Here is an 18390-nt window from a genome sequence, read left to right on the forward strand (position 1 = left end):
ACGGAGCGGAAAATCCCCATGCTATATTCCGCGCCCAAACTGTCGTGCGAGGCACTTTGACATGGTGATCAAGAAGACCGGCATTCGGGCACAACAGGCCGACCAGACCCGCGCGCGCATCCTCCAGGCGGCGGTCAAGGTGTTCACCCGCGACGGCTATTCCGGCGGGCGCGTCGATACCATCTCCAAGGAGGCCGACTCCAACGACCGCATGCTCTATTACTATTTCGGCAGCAAGGAACACCTGTTCGTCTGCGTGCTGGAACACACCTACGAGCAATTCAACCAAGCCGAAGGCAAACTCAAGCTGAACCTCGACACACCCGTGCAGGCCCTGCGCGACCTGGTGGGGTTTATCTGGAACTACTACGTCAAGCACCCGGAGTTCGTGGCGATCCTGAGCATCGAGAACCTGCACCAGGGCAAGCACGCCCGGCAGTCGGGTGAGATGCGACGGCTGTCAGGCGAAGCGGTTGGCGTATTGCGGCCGATTATCGAAGCCGGCCAGGCCCAGGGCGTGTTCCGCGAGGATGTCGACCTCAAGCACGTGTACTTGATGATCGCCTCGCTGTGCTACTTCTATAACTCCAACCGCCATACCCTCAGCTCGTTCCTGGGGGAGGATTTGTCGAACAAGGGGCCGCAGCAGGATTGGCTGGGATTTATCAGTGACCTGGTGGTCCGGGGCGTCACACCGCCCCCCTTGTAGAAACCGGACCCACCTGTGGGCGCAAGCCCGCTCGCCATAATAGTGTCAGTGCGTACCAGGGTTGGCGCGTAGGTGAGCGACCTTCTGTTCCAGCCCTTCCCAGCCTGGCGCGTTCGGCGCAAATCGCCCGCGCAGATAGGCCACCAGATCCGCCACCTGAGTGTTCGACAGGCTGTCCTTGAAGCCCGGCATATAGCCCAGATCCTGTGTGGCCGGGTTGTTGATGCCTTGCAGGATCACCTTGATCAAATTGTCCGGCCGATCGCTGTGCACATTGGTATTGGTCGCCAGTGACGGGCTGACCCCAAACAATTTCGGCCCCAGGCCATCGGCATGGCAGGCTTTGCACGCGCCCTCGAACACACGTCGGCCATTGGGATTTGGCACCCTGGTCGCCACCTGCACGTCAGCAACGGCCTCGCCCTTCAGCGACGCCAGGTACACCGCCATCGCACGGATATCCGCCCTGGGCAATTTCGACAACTCACTGACCACCGGCCCCATCGGGCCTGCCGCCACGCCATGGGCATCGGCATAACCGGTACTCAAATACGTGAACAACTGATCTTCGGTCCACGGCGTCGGCGCCTTCGACAGCCCCGTCAGCGCCGGGGCCTCCCAGCCGTCCACGATGCCACCGGCCAGGAACGCCTTGCCGCCCTTCTCTGCCCCCATCAGATTGCGCGGCGAATGGCACGCCGCGCAGTGCCCCAAGCCGTTCACCAGATAATTGCCGCGATTCCATTGCTCACTGCGTTCAGGCTGCGGGGTGATTTCACCGCGACGCAGATTGAGTGCATTCCACCCCGCCATCAGGGGCCGGAGATTGAACGGAAACCTCATGGCATTCGGCGTCGGCGCCTGGCTAACCGGCGCCTGGGCCATCAGGTAGGCGTACAGCGCCTGCATGTCGGCATCGTTGATGTTGCGAAACGCCGTGTAGGGAAACGCCGGGTACAGGTTGCGTCCGTCACGGCCAATCCCATCGCGCATCGCCCGCTCGAACGCGGGGTATGACCAGGCGCCAATGCCGGTCTCGACATCCGGGGTGATATTGCTGCTGTACAGCGTGCCGAACGGCGTCTGCATCGCCAGGCCACCAGCATTGGCCGCTCCACCAGGCGCCGTATGGCACACCGCGCAATCCCCTGCCGCCGCCAGCAAACGCCCGCGCTCCAGCGTGGCCTTGGACCAGGTGCCGGCGCTGGGCGGCGCAATGGGTGCAATCTCGCTGTGAAACGGCCAGGCCGTGGCCAGCACCGCGCCCAGGGTGGCGAACAGCGCACCGAACCACCACTTGCGGCGTTTTTCCGGCGACTTGGCGGGCTCCCCCAAGGTGCCGGCATTCAACGCCGCCAGCACACGTTCCGGGGTGATCGGCAACTCGCGAAAGCGAATCCCGGTGGCGTCGTAGATCGCATTGGCAATCGCCGCCGCGCTGGGCACCGACGCCGACTCACCAGCGCCCATGGGCGGCTGATCCTGGCGCGGCATCATCATCACATCGATCTGCGGCACTTCGGGAAAGGTCAGGATCGGGTAACCGCCCCACTCCTTGCTCGCCACCGTCGACTCTTCAAACGTCACGCGCTCTTTGAGTACGCGGCTGGTGGACTGGATCACGTTGCCGTGGATCTGATGTTGCACGCCCGCCGGGTTGATCATCATCCCTGCGTCATGGCCGATCACTACCCGCGTCACCGACACATCGCCGGTCTGCTTGTCGATCGCCACGTCCGCCACCCACGCCGCCCAGGCCGCACCGAAACCTGGGAATTTGCTATGGATGTAGCGCGCGTAGGCAAAGCCGCGGCCGCGCAGCAAGTGGTCTTCGCTGGCGGTCTGCATCGGCGCAGTGCGCGGCGACCAGTTGGCGCGTTCAGCGGTGGATTTGACCAGATCGATGGCGCGCTCATCCTTGAGATAACGCAGGCGGTATTCCACCGGGTCCACGCCGGCAGCGAACGCCAGTTCGTCGATATAGGATTCGTGGGCGAAGGTGTTGGGCAAGGCCGATACGCCGCGCATCCACGAAGCCCGCACGATGGGTGCCATGTCGTTGATGGTCACGCGCATGGACTCGATGTCATAGGGTGGAATCGAGGTGCGGTCGCCCATCTCGAACATCGCCGCCACCGGCTCGACACGACCGGTCAACAACAGCGCCAGGGTCGGCGCGCCATTCGAGGGGTAGCTGGTTTCAAAATCGTAGGCGGCAATGCTGCCGTCGGCGTTGAGGCCGCCATCCACTTCCATCAGCTGCGCGGTGCCCTTGGGCTCCCACAGGTGTTCCTGTTCACGGCTCAGTTGCACGCGCACCGGCTTGCCCACCGCGCGCGACAGCAGCAGCGCGTCGGCACACACATCGTCGGCACAATTGCGCCCGTAACAGCCGGCAGCCTCCATGCGGATCACCTCGATCAGCGCTTCATCGCAGGCCAACAACCACGCGAGGTCAGCGCGCAGCAGGTGCGGGTTCTGGCTGCCGGACCATACGCGGCTGCCGGCCGGCGTGTAATCCGCCACGCCGCAGGATGGGCCGATGGAGCCGTGCATCTGGTATGGCCACAGGTAACTGCGCGGCATGCGCTGGCTGGCATTGGCGAGCGCTTCGTCGACATTGCCCTGGTCGAGCACCGTGCGGCGAACGCGAGGATTGTCGCGGATCGCCTGCTCGACATCGCTCATATCCGGCAACCCATTGTTCCACGGTTTCCAGTGCACCTGCAGCGCCTCGGCGGCCTTGATCGCCTGCTCCTCGCGCAGCGCCACCACCCCGACAAAATCACGGATCACCACCACCGCGACGATGCCGGGGATATGCGCGATGGAGGACTCATCCACGCTCAACAGGCTGTTGCCGACAAAGTCGCCGCAATCCAGCCCTGCATACGGCGGGCGCACCACCCGACCATGGAGCATGCCGGGCACACGCATGTCATGGACATAGGTCAACTCGCCAGTGGCCTTGCCGGGGATGTCTACCCGTTCGGCGCCCTTGCCCACCAGGCGATAATCCTCAAGGGCCTTCAAGGGGGCATCACCGCTGACGCGCAACTGATCGCGCTGGCCGCAGACCAGCTCGCCATAGGTGAGGGTTCGCCCGTCTGACGCATGAATCACGCCCGCTTCCACCTTGAGGCTCGCCGTACTGACGCCCCAACGCCCGGCGGCCCGCGCCAGCAGAAAGCGCCGCGCTTCGGCCGCCGCGTTACGCAGCGGCACTGCGGAAATCTGCAAGGTCGCGCTGGCAATCGTCGCGCCCTGATTTGGCACGCGCTCCGTGTCGCCGAGCACCATCCTCACCTGGTCCAGGTCCAGATCGAGCTCTTCGGCGACGATCTGCGCCAGCGCGGTGCGGATACCGGTGCCCAGGTCCACATGGCCGTTGAAGGCGTACACCAGACCGTCATCGTTCACGGCGATAAACAATCCCAGTTCCTTGGGCTTCACGGTGGGCGTCCCGCCCTTGGCCACCGGGCCGGAAGGCGGTAGCACATCATCGACGATCAGCAGCACGCCGGCCTTGGCCAGCCACTGGTCACGGGAAAGCGGAGTATCGGTCATGGTCATCGATCCACGGTCATAAGGCGGGCGGCACGCAGCACCGCGCGGAGGATTTCGAGATGGGTGCCACAGCGGCAGAGGTTGCCCGACAACTCATTGCGCACCTCGGCTTCGCTGGGGTTGGGATTGCGGTCAAGCAAAGCCTTGGTGGTCATGATCATGCCGTTGAGGCAGTAACCGCATTGGGCGGCCTGCTCATCAATAAAGGCCTGCTGCACCGGGTGCGGCGCCTGGCGCGTGCCGAGGCCTTCAAGGGTGACGATCTTGCGCCCTGCCGCCCCCGACAGCGGGAATACACAGGAGCGCGCGGCCACGCCATCGATGATCACGGTACATGCGCCGCACTCCCCCAAACCGCAGCCGTACTTGGGGCCGTTGAGTTGCAGGTCATTGCGCAACACCAGTAGCAGCGAGGTGTCTGCCATGGCGCTGACTTCGCTGGGTTGGCCGTTGACCTCAAGCGCTACCGTGATGTGGGGGCTGATCATTCGCTTCGCCTGTCTCCATTGATGAAGTAGTCACTACATTAAACAGTCAAAAAAAAAGCGTCACGGACCTGGGGCCTCGCGACACACTTGACTCATGAAGTGGCTGCTACATCAATTCAGAGCAAAAACGATGCCAAGGGGGTGGACGCATCCTCTGTGGCAAGTGGGCTGGTTGTGCTGTGGCAAGGGGACTTGTTGTGGTGAGCAGGTTTGTTGTGGTGAGCCGGCTTGTTGTGGCGAGCGGGCTTGCCCCGCGTTGGGGCGCGAAGCGGCCCCAACCCCAGGCGCCACGGTTTTTTCAGAAAGAACTCGGCGACTTTATTGGGGCGGCTTCGCCACCCAACGCGGGGCAAGCCCGCTCGCCACAACAAGCCGGCTCGCCACAACAGGTCCCCTTGCCAGAACAGGCCCACTTGCCACAACAAGGTCCCCTTGCCACTACGGGCCCGCTAACCAAACCAAGCCCGGCTCCAGGCCGCTATCAGTCCTGGGGATCGTCGATCATCTTGCGCAGCAGGAACAGCACCGCCACCCGTTCGGCGGGGTTGAGGTTGCTCATGGTCAACTCGCTGATCTGTGCCGCGCGCGGCGTAGTATGTGCGACCAGTTCGGCGCCCGCGCCAGACAGGTTGACCACCACCTTGCGCTTGTCTTGCGGGTCGGGCTCCAGGGTAATCAGTTCCTTCGCCTTGAGCCGTTCGACAATCCCGCGAATGGTCGCCTGGTCCACAGCCGTGGCCTTGACCAGCTCAGTCAGGGAACTTGCACCGTGATCGCGCAGCGCACACAGGGTGACGAACTGCACAGCAGTGAGCTGCGAATCGCCGACATTCTGCTGAAAGATCGCCAGGTGGCGCTGGTAGGCCTTGCGCAACAGGTGGCCAACTTGTTCAGAAAAGACGTAGGAATCAGGCACGGCGGACTCGGTGGGTGGTTGGCGATGGGAAGGCATGATGGCGGGGATGCCGAAATGACTCAAGGCACTCATCGCCTGAAAGCACTCAAAAATGCGGGAGGGGACTTGCCCCCTGCCCACACGGGATTTTCAGCGAGCCAAGGACGCTGCGGGGGCCACCACATCCCCCGCAATCACCACCGCCTCATCATCCAGGTACACGTCGCAATTGCGCAGCGGAATATCCATATGGCACGGCGTCTTGCGCGTGCCGCCCACCTCGGTATTCGGCCCGGTGGAAAACAGGAAGTTGCCATAGAACGCCCGCGCATCCATGCACATGCCGTCGTTCTTGTCATGCAGGCCCATGGCGGTCCATTGCGCCCGCGGCTGCAAGCCCCAGCCGATATGGGAGATGCCGTACACCTCAGGGTCGTTGAAGTACTTCATGTAGTCGCGCAGGTATTCGGCCTCGAAACCACCATGAATCCCGGTGATAAAGCCTTTCTCGATCTCCAGGGTGATCTTCTCGCGGGTGTAGGTCTTGAACGGCAGGAGGATGTCGCCAATGTCCAGCACCAGCACGCCCTCGGCGGTTTCTTCGTTAGGCCAGGAGAACAGAAAACCACTCGGCCAGTGGTCCCAGCGCCCAGGTTCATCGGCAAAACCGTATTCAGTCACTGACGGGTACTGCCCCAAGGCGGCGCGGAAATCGCTGCCGGCGCGGGATTTGACGTGGATCGAACGCGCTTTCTTCAACATCTGTTCGGCCGCCAGTACGCGCACCTTGTCGTCTTCGCTGGGCAGCATGCGCGCCAGCACTTCCGGCGGCTCCACAGCCAGCAGGATGCGCGTGCCGGTCTTGAGGATCTGCTCCTGCTCCGGCGAGTGCAGCAGCATCATGGTATCGACGATCAGGTCGGCGGCTTCAAGCGCACGCTGGGCGGCGATATTGCCGGTGAGTGCGGTGTCACCGCAGTAGGCGGTCATGTCATTGCCCATCGCCCGTGGATGGTTGAACGACGGCAATTCCACTGCGTACACCTTGGCGCCCAAGCGCTGCGCCGCGTCCATTGCGGCACGCACGGTACGCGCGTCGGAATAATGGCTCTTGAGCACGGCCACGCTCTGGGTCGCATCGACCTTCGACAACCTCAGCACATGTTCAAACATCTGGGTCAGTTCGCAATCGCTTACCGGCATTTTCCTGTCTCCTGTTGGGTTGCACCAAGTTCAGGCATTGCGCTTCACTCTAGTGCACTTTTATAGCGTATACGCCATTTAATAACGATAAGACCTGAATTGCAGGCCGACTGCAAGCGCCGCGCCAAACCGTTACCAACCCACACAAACCTAATATTTAATGGCTACCAAGCGTTACACAGGCCGATTGACGCCCAAAAATAAATTTTCAACGATGGACTTCCCATTTCAAAAAATGAGCGTATACACTTTAAAAACCTTGCGGAAAGATACCGCCGAAAAATCAAAAAGAGAGAGGAACACGCCCCATGGGAAGCACACAAAAAATCGCCATCGTCGGTGCCGGCCTGGGTGGCGCGGCGGCAGCCACCCTGTTGCAACAAGCCGGCTTCGACGTGGACGTTTTTGAGCAGGCACCGGAATTTTCCCGGTTGGGCGCGGGCATCCACATGGGCCCCAACATCATGAAAATCTTCCGCCGCATGGGCATCGAGAAGCAGTTGGACTTGATGGGCTCGCACCCCGAGCACTGGTTCAGCCGTTGCGGCGAAACCGGCGACTACCTCTCGCGCATCCCCCTCACCGGCTACGGTGCTTCCTATATCACCGTGCACCGCGGCGACCTGCACGCCTTGCAGATGTCCACCCTCAAGCCCGGCACCCTGCACTTCAACAAGCGCCTGGAAACCCTTGAAGAAACCGATACCCAGGTGCGCCTGACCTTTGCCGACGGCGAAGTGACCTACGCCGATATCGTGATCGGCGCCGACGGCATCAACTCAAAGATCCGCGAAGAACTGCTCGGCGTGGAAAAACCGCTGTACAGCGGCTGGGTCGCGCACCGCGCGCTGATCCGTGGCGACCAGTTGGCCAAGTACGACCTCACGTTCGAGGACTGCATCAAGTGGTGGACCGAAGACCGTCACATGATGGTCTACTACACCACCGGCAAGCGCGACGAGTACTACTACGTGACCGGTGTGCCCCATGCCGAATGGGACTTCCAGGGTGCCTTCGTCGACAGCAGCCGCGAAGAGATGTTCGAGGCGTTCAAGGGTTACCACCCCACCGTGCAGGCGCTGATCGAATCCACCGAAAGCGTGACCAAATGGCCGCTGCGCAACCGCAACCCGTTGCCGCTGTGGAGCCGCGGCCGCCTTGTGCTGTTGGGCGATGCCTGCCACCCGATGAAACCACACATGGCCCAAGGCGCGGGCATGGCCATCGAAGACGCCGCCATGCTCACCCGCTGCCTGCAGGAAACCGGGATCAGCGACTACCGCACCGCCTTCCAGCTCTACGAAGCCAACCGCAAGGAACGTGCGTCCCGCGTGCAGGCCGTGTCCAACGCCAACACCTGGCTGCGCACCCAGGAAGATCCGGCCTGGGTCTACGGCTATGACCTGTACGCCCAGGAGCTGAAATCGGGGGTGGCCGCGTGAGCACCTTCCTCTATGGCGGCAACGTGCAGGCCAATGGCATTCGCCAGCATTACCTGCGCTACGGCGGCAAAGGGCCGGCGCTGATCCTGATCCCGGGCATCACCAGCCCTGCAATCACCTGGGGGTTCGTCGCCGAACGCCTGGGCGAACACTTCGACACCTACGTGCTGGACGTGCGCGGACGTGGGCTGTCCTCCACCGGACCTGGGCTGGACTACAGCGCAGACACCTGCGCCGAGGACATTGGCGCCTTTGCCGACGCACTCCACCTGGACAGCTACCACTTGGTCGGCCATTCCATGGGCGCGCGCTTTGCCGTACGCAGCGCGGTCAAGCACCCCAGGGGCGTCAACCGTGTGGTGCTGATCGACCCACCAGTGTCCGGCCCCGGCCGGCGTGAATACCCGAGCAAACTGCCGTGGTACGTCGACTCGATCCGCCAATCCCTGATCGGCATGGACGCAGAGGCCATGCGCGCCTTCTGCGCCACCTGGACCGACGCGCAACTGCAACTGCGCGCCGAGTGGCTGCACACCTGCTTTGAACCGGCCATCGTGCGTGCCTTCAATGACTTCCACACGGTGGACTTCCACCAAGACCTGCCGCACCTCAAGGCCCCGGCCCTGTTGATGGTGGCCGGGCGTGGTGGCGTGATCCTGGATGACGACATCGCGGAAATCCAGGCCCTGCAACCGAGCATCCAGGTCGCCCGCGTACCGAATGCCGGGCACATGATTCCGTGGGACGACCTCGAAGGCTTCTTCCACGCCCTTGGCGACTTCCTCGTACAACAATAAGGACACCACCATGCAGAAGCTTTACCGCATTGGCCAGATTGTGCCGAGCTCCAACACCACCATGGAAACCGAGATCCCGGCGATGCTCACCGCGCGCCAGGCGATCCGCCCCGAGCGCTTTACCTTTCACTCCAGCCGCATGCGCATGAAGCAAGTGCGCAAGGAAGAACTGGCGGCGATGGACGGCGAATCCGATCGTTGCGCCGTCGAACTGTCCGACGCCAAGGTCGACGTGCTGGGCTATGCGTGCCTGGTGGCGATCATGGCCATGGGCCTGGGCTATCACCGCAACTCCGAACAGCGCCTGCGCAAGGCCACTGCCGATAACGACGCCAACGCCCCGGTGATCACCAGTGCCGGGGCGCTGATCGAAGGCTTGAAAGTCATGGGCGCCAAGCGCATCGCGATTGTCGCGCCCTATATGAAGCCGCTGACCGAACTGGTGGTGAACTACATCCGCGAAGAAGGCTTCGAGGTGGTGGACTGGCGCGCCCTGGAGATCCCCGACAACCTCGACGTGGCCCGTCACGATCCGGCCAACCTGCCGGCCATTGTCGCCGGAATGAACCTGCAAGGCGTCGATGTGATCGTGCTGTCGGCCTGCGTGCAGATGCAGTCGCTGCCGGTGGTGGCCAAGGTCGAAGCACAAACCGGCAAGCCAGTGCTCACCGCCGCCATCGCCACCACCTACGCCATGCTCAAGGCCCTGGACTTGGAACCCATCGTTCCCGGCGCCGGCGCCTTGCTCTCCGGCGCGTACTGAAGCGCAGATGGAGAAGTGGCGAGCTGACCTGTCGTGGCTAGCGGGCTTGTTGTGGCGAGCGGGCTTGCCCCGCGTTGGGCTGCGTAGCAGCCCCAATAAAGTCGCCGAGTTCTTTCTGAAAAAACCGTGGCGCCTGGGGTTAGGGCCGCTTCGCGCCCCAACGCGGGGCAAGCCCGCTCGCCACAACAGGTCCACTTGCCACTACAGGCTGGCTCACCACACCAGGCGAGCTGACCCCAACAAACTCCATCACCACAGGGTAAGTGCATTGTCCAAATATGAGGGATTGAAACGATGAGCGAACAATCCGCCAACGCCAACTACCAGGGCGTCTGGGGCAACCGCATCGGCTTCGGTAAAAAAGCCGCCTTGCTGATGATCGACTTCATGCAGGGCTACACCACCGAAGGCGCACCGTTGTTCGCGCCGGGCGTGGTGACTGCCGTGGCTGAGAGCGTCGAGCTGCTGGCCACCGCGCGCAAGCACGGGATTGCGGTGGTGCACACCAATATCCGCTACCATCCCGGCCATTTCGTCGACGGCGGTATCTGGGTAAAAAAGGCCCCAGTGATGAAGGACATGGTCGAAGGCAACCCCCTCGCCGCGTTCTGCGCCGAGGTCGTGCCCCAGGCCGATGAAGTGGTGATCACCAAACAATACGCCAGCGCGTTTTTCGGCAGCAGCCTGGCCCCGATGCTGCACGCCCAGGGCATCGACACAGTGGTACTGGCCGGCTGCTCCACCAGTGGCTGCATTCGTGCAACGGCGGTGGACGCGGTGCAACACGGGTTTCGCACCATCGTCGTGCGCGAGTGCGTCGGCGATCGACACCCCGCGCCCCATGAAGCCAACTTGTTCGATATCGACAGCAAGTACGGCGACGTGGTGAGCAAGCAGGAGGCGATGAGCAAATTCAGGGAGCAATAAGACGTTACTAAGAACTGCGCCGTAGAGCGCGGTCTTGAAAAAACTGAGGCCTGAAGCCAGGCACCTTACCGGTTGCGAGCGAGCTTGCTCGCGTTGGAGTGCGCAGCGCTCCCAGCACTCTGGGGCTGCTCGACGGGAGCAGGCTCCCTCGCCACCGGTAAAGGCCAACCCGACCCCCTCAGTCTTCTGACACTGCCTTTGGACGTCGCTTGTACAGCACGCCGAAGTGCTGGAACAAAGCGGCAGCATAAAAACCATAAGTCACCGCCAGGAGACACCCCAATGCCCATTGCGAATGCAGCACCCGCGACCACGGTCGCCGATCCCGTCAACACGCTCTACCACAAGATCACCTGGAAGCTGATCCCGTTCCTGTGCTTCTGCTATCTGGCCGCGTACCTCGACCGGATCAACATCGGCTTCGCCAAACTGCAGATGCTCGACCAGTTGCAGTTCAGCGAAACCGCGTTCGGCCTCGGGGCCGGCCTGTTCTTCGTGGGCTACATCATCTTTGAAGTACCGAGTAACCTGGTGCTGGAGCGGGTCGGCGCAAAGATCTGGATCGCGCGCATCATGATCACCTGGGGCCTGCTCTCGGCCTGCACCATGCTGGTCACCTCGACCACCCAGTTCTACATCCTGCGCTTTTTGCTCGGTGCCGCCGAAGCCGGCTTTTTGCCTGGGGTGCTGTACTACCTGACCACCTGGTTTCCCACGCACCGGCGCGGACGCATCATTGCGTTGTTCATGATCGGCCTGCCGCTGTCCAGCGTGATCGGCGGCCCGCTGTCCGGCTGGATCATGGGGCACTTCGACCATATGGCGGGCCTGCGTGGCTGGCAGTGGCTGTTCCTGATCGAAGCAGTGCCCAGCGTGCTGCTCGGCGTCCTGACGTTCTGGGCGTTGCCCAACAGCTACCAACAAGCCAAATGGCTGTCGATCGAGGAAAAGACCCTGCTCGAACGCGAGCTGCGCAAGGATGACGCCGACGGTGCCGGCAGCAAGCACAGCTTCCGTGACGGGTTCTTCAACCTCAAGGTGTGGATGCTCGGCGGGATCGACTTTTCGATCCTGCTCAGCGCCTACGCCATGGGGTTCTGGATGCCAACGTTTATCCGCAACGCCGGGGTCACCGACACCTTCCATATCGGCATCCTCACCGCGCTGCCGAGTGTCGCCGCGCTGCTGGGCATGCTGCTGATTGGCGCCAGCTCGGACAAGCACCGCGAACGCCGCTGGCACATCATCGTGCCGTTTTTCATTGGCGCAGCCGCGATGGCCACCAGCACCTTCTTCACCCATAACGTGGCTGCCACCGTGGTGCTGTTCGCGATTGCCTCGGCGGCGATCATCGGCGCGGTGCCGGTGTTCTTCAGCCTGCCGGCGACCTTTCTCAAAGGCACCGCGGCGGCCACCGGCTTCGCCCTGGCCTGCTCGGTGGCGAACATCGCGGGCCTGGTGAGCAACTCCTTGATGGGCGTGGCGATCGACGTCACCGGCAGCAGCGCGGGTGCGTTGTGGTTCTTCGCCGGTTGCCTGATCCTCAGCAGCTTCCTGGTCATCGCCTTGCCGGCGAAACTGGTGAATCGCTGATACCCCAACTTTCTCGGATGAATCACCCTGCAAGTTTTTCTGAAACGCTGGGGACTGACCGACTGAACACCTGCGGCAAGTTGCGCATCGGCAAATGAATGGCGCTAGAATCAGCGCCATTCTTGCCCCCGCCTTTTCCGACACGAGCCCCCCATGAGTTTTGATTTCGACACGATCCACCCCCGCCTCGGCACCGGCAGCACCAAGTGGAACCGTTACCCGCCAGATGTCTTGCCAATGTGGATCGCCGACATGGACATCGCCGCGCCGCCGGCGGTGTTGCAAGCCCTGCGCGAGCGTCTCGACCAGCAGATCCTCGGCTACAGCGTGGCCGGCCCGGATGTGCGCGAGGCGATTGTCAACGACCTGTGGGCCAAGTACGCGTGGCGCGTGCAACCCGAAGAGCTGCTGTTCCTGCCCGGCGTCGAACCGGGGTTCAACATGGCCCTGCACGCCTTCGTGCAACCCGGCCAACCGGTGGTGCTGCAAACCCCCAACTATCGGCCGATTCGCCTGGCCCCCGGGCACTGGAACCTGCCCCGTATCGAAGTGCCGTTCGACTGCATCGACGGCGAATACCTCACGCCCCTGCCCGCCTTGCGCCAGGCGCTGAGCGGCGCTGGCGCGCTGCTGCTGAGCAACCCGCACAACCCCGTGGGCAAGGTTTTCCCCCGCGCAGAACTGCTGGCCGTGGCCACCGCGTGCCTGGAACAGGGCGCACTGATCATCAGCGACGAGATCCACGCCGAGCTGTGTTTCGATGGGCGTCGCCATATCCCCACCGCCAGCCTCAGCCCGGAGATCGCGCAGCGCACGATCACCCTGATGTCGGCGAGCAAGGCCTACAACGTGGCCGGCCTGAAGACCTGCTTTGCCGTGGTGCAGAACGCCGAGATTCGCGAACGCTTCAACCACGCGCGTTGCGGCATGGTCGATAGTGTCAGCCCCCTGGGCCTGGAAGCCACCCGCGCGGCCTACAGCCAATGCAGCGACTGGCTGGCGGCGCTGGTGCACTACCTGCAAGGCAACCGCGACTACTTGCTTGAGGCGGTGCGAACCCGCTTGCCCGGCGTGGTGATGCATGCACCGCAAGGCACCTTCCTGGCCTGGCTGGATTGCAGCGCCCTGGGGCTGGACGACCCGCAGCAGTTCTTCCTCGAACAGGCCAAGGTCGGTCTGAGCGCCGGTATCGAATTCGGCGATGACAGCCAGCAGTTCGTGCGCCTGAACTTCGGCTGCCCCCGAGCGATGCTCGAAGAGGGTATTCAACGCCTGGAGCGCAGCTTACAAAACCGCTGAAATCGGCTGGAACCGCAACACCGACGTTTCCCACACAGATCAGGTCCACGCCTTGGCGGGGCCAGTCCAGTTGTAGAAACGTTCGCGGAGCCAGCCATCCCATGACGCAATCAATCCAGAACACCGCCCTGCCCCCTGTGCTCGTCCTTAACTCCTACACAGGGGAGGCTCCCCGCAATCAACCGGCCTACACCATTTCGCCGCCGTCGAGCCGCGAAACGCTCAGGCACCAGGGCGACAGCCAACTGGTGCAAAGCCTCGGCCCCGCGCCGTTCGACCATCCGCTTTCGGGCCCGGACTCACTGTTCAACGTCCCGCCCCATTCCACCCTGGGGCTCTGGTTGAAGCAATTGGACGATGCCCTGCGCACGCCAGATTTCAAGCAGTGGATGAAGGCCAATAACATTTCAACGTCAAACGTACAGTTCCACCCCGGGCCCAATACCCTGGAAGTCACCGTCGATGGCCAAGCCAAGACCTTCAGCCTGGACGACCACTCCGGCTTTGCGGCAGTGGCCGGGCCGCTGATCCAGGCGGTACAAGCCCTGGGTTTCTGGCCGCCCTCCAGCGGACGACTGCTCGACTACCCGTCCAAGCCGTACGACGTGGCCAGCGCCCAGGATGTGCTGCGCTTCTATGGCATCAGCCAAGCTGACTCGAATGCGCTGAACACCACGGCCCGCAAACAGACATTTGCGCCCATCACCGACACTGACCCCCTGCGCGGCGCGGCCGCCCTGGCCGCACAACAGCGCGTGGTCGGTGACAGCCATGACCGACATCACCTGATCGCCGGCCTGGCCCGACTGCTGGCTGGCCTGCCCGCGCCGCCAGAAACCCTGCTGGCCTTGGCGCGAGGCCTGAACAGCAGCCAGATCAGCGTGCATCCAGGCTCCTCCTACAGCCAGGAGCACCACAACGGCATGGCCGCTCGCGCCAGCCTGGCACAGGTGCTCCAGGCGTCGGGCAGGCGCCCACCCAAAACATCCGGTCAGTTGAAGCGCCTGCTACGCGACCTGAAAGCAGCCGGGCCGCCAAACCCTGTGGACCTGCGCGAAAAATCCCGCTACGCGCAGCGCTTGCAGTCCATGCAGAACGCGCTCCCCAACGTGCGCAACGAGGCGAAGAAGTGGGCCGAAGAGATCATCTTCACCTTGACTGGGCGCAAGGTCGATGCTGACACCGTGTTCCTCAATCGCTTCTACAACGCGGATTCGGCGCCCACCGTCACCGGCTGGGAACACCTGGGCACAGAGCCGTTACGCTCCCAGCGCCTGCCGGACGCGCTGCTGAGCAACTTCGGCGAGCAGGATTGGACACCGGGCGTGCTCGACCAGGATGCCGGGCTCTATACGGTGGGTACCGGCGAGAGCAAAAAACGCGGTTATGGCGTGCATAATCAGTTCCCGCTCACCCCTTCAAGGCTGATGCATGAGAGTTGGAAAACCGACTTTCAGGAACTCACGGCGACCCGGCAGGCGCGCTTCTGGAAAGACCATGGCGACGACTACCGCATGGCCTTGAAGGGCAATTTTGTCGCCCAGGCGCGCCAGCAACGCATGGCGTACGAAAAGGCTTCGCCGGCCGAACGTGAGAAAATGCCGCCTGAGCAGCGGTTTACCCATGACGACTATCAGTGGGTGATGGGAGCCGCGTCCAACCTGCCACTGAAGGAGCATCGGCCCCTGACCGTCGAGCAGCTGAAGGCGACGGCTCCGGTCAAGGTGTCGACCCACGTGTTTGATATCAACGGCTTTCAATCCAGCGATATCCTGCGCTTTACCGGCCACGACGAGGCGTATCGATCGGTGCGCGACCGTCGCGACGGCGTGCAGATCCTCTACATTCCAGGCCATCAACCGGCCTTTCTTCGCTTCGATTCCCTGGAAAAAATGGACCAATGGGTCGCCGAGCAAGGCAAGGATCCCGATAAGCTCAAGGCGCTGGCATCACATTTTTCGCTCAGGGATCGGCAGGACAACGACAACGGTTTCTGGACAGGCTTGAAGACGTTTTTCACCGGCGACGATCAATCGAACAAAGGCGTGGACCGCGCCTTGAAGTACCTGGGCAGCGGGTACTGGGACAATCTCGAAGGCACCGTGATCGATCAAGCCAATGTGCGCATTCAGGGCGATGTATTCAGCGCCATGACGGACGCGGCCCGCAAACGCATGACCAGCGATACGGACATCGCGATCAAATCCAACAGCGAGGTGACCCGTGATACCTGGCTGAACGATGTGACCGCAGCGGCGGGCCTGGTGACCAAGTTGGCGGTGATTGGCGAGCCGGTGGTCGTGGGCATCGCCGCCGCCACCGGTCTTGCAGAAACGGCGTTGGGCGCAGAGAAAGCCTATTCCGGCGATACCCAGGCGGAACGCAGGCAGGGCGCATCCGCGGCGCTGGACGGTGTGCTCAATACGCTGTTCGCTGTCGCGGGCGGCACGGACCCGGTGGCCAGCGACCCGTTTGAGCTGCCGCGCGAACGCCCCGCCGTCCTCCCGCTGCGCAACGAAGTGTTTTCAGACGGCCAGCGCGCCCAGGTGATTGACCACGCCCTGACGCCGAATGCCTACACCCTGCCCCGAACCAACGGCTACGACCTGGTCGACGGTGACAGGATCTATCGCTATCGAGACTCCCGGCCTGGGGAGCTGACCGACCTCCAAGCGCAGGAGCCTGCCCAGCCCCTGGACGATTTCGAGGCGATTTGCCCGGCCCCCGCGGCGGGGCGGCGTGTCCGGCGCGGCGCCAACGACGAATGCTTCGCCAAAATCCTTAACGACCTGCCCGAGCCCAAGGCACAGCTGCAGGCCCTGGAGCATGTGCGGCTGTTCCCCTCCAAGCCCAGTTTGTTCAGCAAGGACCGCTGGGTGATCCACGAAAAACGCCTGCATAAAATGCTTGAAACCGACATCGGCTCACAACTGGTGCCGGTCAACGACGCCAAGCGCATCACCTATAAACGCCAGGTCCGCGGCAAGCTCGTGGCCGACCCGGGCTTTGGGTTCTATCCAGGCAACACCTTGGGGCCACTCGCGGAACAGACGCGGGTGGTCAAGCTGAACAAGATCAGCGAAGCCGTTGACGACCAGCGTCAACTGAGGGCCGTGGTCGTCACCAGCGGTACCCAGCCCTACCTGGTCGTGGAAGCGGACACCGCCGAGTTCTACTATGCCCCGCTGGACAAAAAACAGACCGGCGATATCACGTTCAAAAAGTGCAGCCCCACCGAATTGAACCTGGTGCAAGGCTACCGACAGTTCCTGGGCTTGAACCACAGCACCCAGGCCCTGGATGCCGATTTCATCGCACTGCCCAAGCTCAAGGGCGTGTACCCGCAGCTCGAAGCGGCGGGCTATGCAAAAGCCGATGTGGATGAACTCAAACAGCTGTGCAAAGCGTTGACCGATGAGCAGCAGCGGGAAGTGGTCTACCAGCTGCAGCGGGCCAAAGCCATCACCCCGCCTGATGTTGCACTGCGGCCACAGCAGGTTTCAGCGCTGGAAAAACCGGCGGACTTTGCCCGCTGGCCCGCCGCCCGGCAGAACCGGTTTTACGCCGAGAACGCCAAGGCCCAGGTCCAGCAAGCGCTCAAGGCCACCGGGCTCGGCCCTGGCAACCAGCTGCGTTCGGCGAATGACCTGGCCCGGGCGGATGCGGCTGACATGACGCTCAACTGGCTGCGCCGTACCGCCGACTTGCGCGCGCCGAACGGCCCCGACCTGATCATGAAGACCGGTGCCGGCAACTGCGGCGAAATGGCGCTGCTGTCCAGGGACATCATCGGCAAGAGTGGCGGCAAGGCGGCAGAATGGCGCGCGGGCGACGCGCACGCGTTCACCGTGATCGGCGGCCCACCCGGCCCGGTCAGCGCGACAACCGACTTCGTCGGACCAGCCTGGGCCGATGCCTGGGTCGTCGACCCTTGGGCGGACATCGCCTGCCCTGCGTCTGAGTACACGCAGCAACTGCAGGCCACCATGGCCAAATGGGACGCCGCCGGCTTGAAGATTCGTCAAGGCGGCCAAGCCAATATGAGCCCCCTCGACCCGGACTGGATCGACACCCTGGTCAAGCAACCGAAGCGCCCTTACGAGCTGTCGCGCCCCCGGAACGCGAAGGCCCCGGCAGTACGCCCGCCATCATTGCAATCGGCCGCCCCTGTCCACGTGGCCATGGGCGAATCGACCACCCTCAGCAATAACCACGCTCCCCTGTCGACCCGCAGCCTGAGCGACTGCTCGGCGCTGGCGGTACTCAGCGACTGGAATGGCAGCACCTACCAGACCCGTACGCTGATGCACCTGACCGGCAGCAACCTGGAACTGGGCCTGCGCGATGGCAACGCCCAGCAACTGCTGGACAACCTGTTGGCGTCATTGAACAAGGGGGGGCGCGTGATACTGGTCGGCGGGGTCAACACCCAATCCACTCAGGGGTTGGCCACGGTTATCGGACAAACGCTCAATGGGCAACAGCCGCTCAACGCGTTGCTCAAGGAGCGGCCGGGGGTCACGGTGACGATTGCCAGCTCAGCGGGCATTACTGTCAACGCCGATGGCACCTTCGAGCTGATCGAAGGCACCGGCAAGGGGGTACTGCCCCCCGAAGAGCTGCGCGCCATCTTCGACCGCATCGATTGAGAGGTTCAGTCACACGCCTTTCACCGGCGATGGTGGCCAGCACCGCCGGCTACCGTCA

At 62.9% G+C, this 18390-nt stretch carries 12 protein-coding genes; 8 read left to right on the plus strand and 4 right to left on the minus strand.

Annotated elements, in window-relative coordinates:
* Window positions 1-61: 61 nt before the first annotated feature.
* A complete protein-coding gene (locus tag P2T68_RS20765) occupies window positions 62-709 on the plus strand; it encodes a TetR/AcrR family transcriptional regulator (protein ID WP_069075925.1) in 648 nt (215 codons plus the stop codon).
* A 45-nt stretch (window positions 710-754) separates the two neighbouring features.
* On the opposite strand, the gene P2T68_RS20770 is transcribed toward P2T68_RS20765, so the two are convergent.
* The 4 genes from P2T68_RS20770 to P2T68_RS20785 all read right to left on the minus strand — a co-directional run bounded on the left by P2T68_RS20770 (window position 755) and on the right by P2T68_RS20785 (window position 6862).
* Window positions 755-4276: a molybdopterin cofactor-binding domain-containing protein gene (locus P2T68_RS20770; protein WP_277378229.1), complete on the minus strand. Its 3522-nt coding sequence runs from the start codon at window positions 4274-4276 to the stop codon at window positions 755-757.
* A gap of 2 nt (window positions 4277-4278) precedes the next feature.
* Window positions 4279-4764, minus strand: coding sequence for a (2Fe-2S)-binding protein (locus P2T68_RS20775; RefSeq protein ID WP_024075211.1), 486 nt, complete (start codon window positions 4762-4764; stop codon window positions 4279-4281).
* Window positions 4765-5245: 481 nt separating this feature from the next.
* Window positions 5246-5680: a MarR family transcriptional regulator gene (locus P2T68_RS20780; RefSeq protein ID WP_081329278.1), complete on the minus strand. Its 435-nt coding sequence runs from the start codon at window positions 5678-5680 to the stop codon at window positions 5246-5248.
* 129 nt (window positions 5681-5809) lie between these two features.
* The gene (locus P2T68_RS20785; RefSeq protein WP_024075209.1) at window positions 5810-6862 is read right to left on the minus strand and encodes a 2,5-dihydroxypyridine 5,6-dioxygenase; all 1053 of its coding nucleotides are present in this window, start codon (window positions 6860-6862) and stop codon (window positions 5810-5812) included.
* 308 nt (window positions 6863-7170) lie between these two features.
* Between P2T68_RS20785 and P2T68_RS20790 the strand changes: the two genes are divergently transcribed.
* The 7 genes from P2T68_RS20790 to P2T68_RS20820 all read left to right on the plus strand — a co-directional run bounded on the left by P2T68_RS20790 (window position 7171) and on the right by P2T68_RS20820 (window position 18332).
* On the plus strand, window positions 7171-8304 hold the full coding sequence (locus P2T68_RS20790; RefSeq protein ID WP_024075208.1) for an FAD-dependent monooxygenase: 1134 nt from the start codon (window positions 7171-7173) through the stop codon (window positions 8302-8304).
* Window positions 8301-9101 carry an alpha/beta hydrolase gene (locus tag P2T68_RS20795; RefSeq protein ID WP_277378230.1) on the plus strand — a complete coding sequence of 267 codons (801 nt, stop codon included), beginning with the start codon at window positions 8301-8303 and terminating at the stop codon, window positions 9099-9101. The genes P2T68_RS20790 and P2T68_RS20795 overlap by 4 nt, the downstream gene beginning before the upstream one ends.
* 10 nt (window positions 9102-9111) lie before the next feature.
* Complete coding sequence (locus P2T68_RS20800; RefSeq protein ID WP_024075206.1) at window positions 9112-9864, plus strand: Asp/Glu racemase; 753 nt, start codon at window positions 9112-9114, stop codon at window positions 9862-9864.
* 294 nt (window positions 9865-10158) lie between these two features.
* A complete protein-coding gene (locus P2T68_RS20805; protein WP_024075205.1) occupies window positions 10159-10791 on the plus strand; it encodes an N-carbamoylsarcosine amidohydrolase in 633 nt (210 codons plus the stop codon).
* Between the two features lie 282 nt (window positions 10792-11073).
* Window positions 11074-12384, plus strand: a complete 1311-nt coding sequence (locus P2T68_RS20810) for an MFS transporter (RefSeq protein ID WP_024075204.1) — start codon at window positions 11074-11076, stop codon at window positions 12382-12384.
* A gap of 153 nt (window positions 12385-12537) precedes the next feature.
* Complete coding sequence (locus P2T68_RS20815) at window positions 12538-13683, plus strand: PatB family C-S lyase (RefSeq protein WP_277378231.1); 1146 nt, start codon at window positions 12538-12540, stop codon at window positions 13681-13683.
* Window positions 13684-13784: 101 nt separating this feature from the next.
* Complete coding sequence (locus P2T68_RS20820; RefSeq protein WP_277378232.1) at window positions 13785-18332, plus strand: DUF6543 domain-containing protein; 4548 nt, start codon at window positions 13785-13787, stop codon at window positions 18330-18332.
* The last annotated feature ends 58 nt before the right edge of the window (window positions 18333-18390 follow it).

The organism is Pseudomonas sp. G11 (assembly GCF_029457515.1).
Lineage (GTDB): Bacteria > Pseudomonadota > Gammaproteobacteria > Pseudomonadales > Pseudomonadaceae > Aquipseudomonas > Aquipseudomonas gorinensis.

What these genes read in the sequence shown, in the direction of transcription:
- P2T68_RS20765 (WP_069075925.1), top strand. Translation starts at nt 62, where the DNA reads ATGGTGATCAAGAAGACCGGCATTCGGGCACAACAGGCCGACCAGACC.
- P2T68_RS20790 (WP_024075208.1), top strand. Translation starts at nt 7,171, where the DNA reads ATGGGAAGCACACAAAAAATCGCCATCGTCGGTGCCGGCCTGGGTGGC.
- P2T68_RS20820 (WP_277378232.1), top strand. Translation starts at nt 13,785, where the DNA reads ATGACGCAATCAATCCAGAACACCGCCCTGCCCCCTGTGCTCGTCCTT.
- P2T68_RS20775 (WP_024075211.1), bottom strand. Translation starts at nt 4,764, where the DNA reads ATGATCAGCCCCCACATCACGGTAGCGCTTGAGGTCAACGGCCAACCC.
- P2T68_RS20810 (WP_024075204.1), top strand. Translation starts at nt 11,074, where the DNA reads ATGCCCATTGCGAATGCAGCACCCGCGACCACGGTCGCCGATCCCGTC.
- P2T68_RS20805 (WP_024075205.1), top strand. Translation starts at nt 10,159, where the DNA reads ATGAGCGAACAATCCGCCAACGCCAACTACCAGGGCGTCTGGGGCAAC.
- P2T68_RS20815 (WP_277378231.1), top strand. Translation starts at nt 12,538, where the DNA reads ATGAGTTTTGATTTCGACACGATCCACCCCCGCCTCGGCACCGGCAGC.
- P2T68_RS20785 (WP_024075209.1), bottom strand. Translation starts at nt 6,862, where the DNA reads ATGCCGGTAAGCGATTGCGAACTGACCCAGATGTTTGAACATGTGCTG.
- P2T68_RS20770 (WP_277378229.1), bottom strand. Translation starts at nt 4,276, where the DNA reads ATGACCGATACTCCGCTTTCCCGTGACCAGTGGCTGGCCAAGGCCGGC.
- P2T68_RS20800 (WP_024075206.1), top strand. Translation starts at nt 9,112, where the DNA reads ATGCAGAAGCTTTACCGCATTGGCCAGATTGTGCCGAGCTCCAACACC.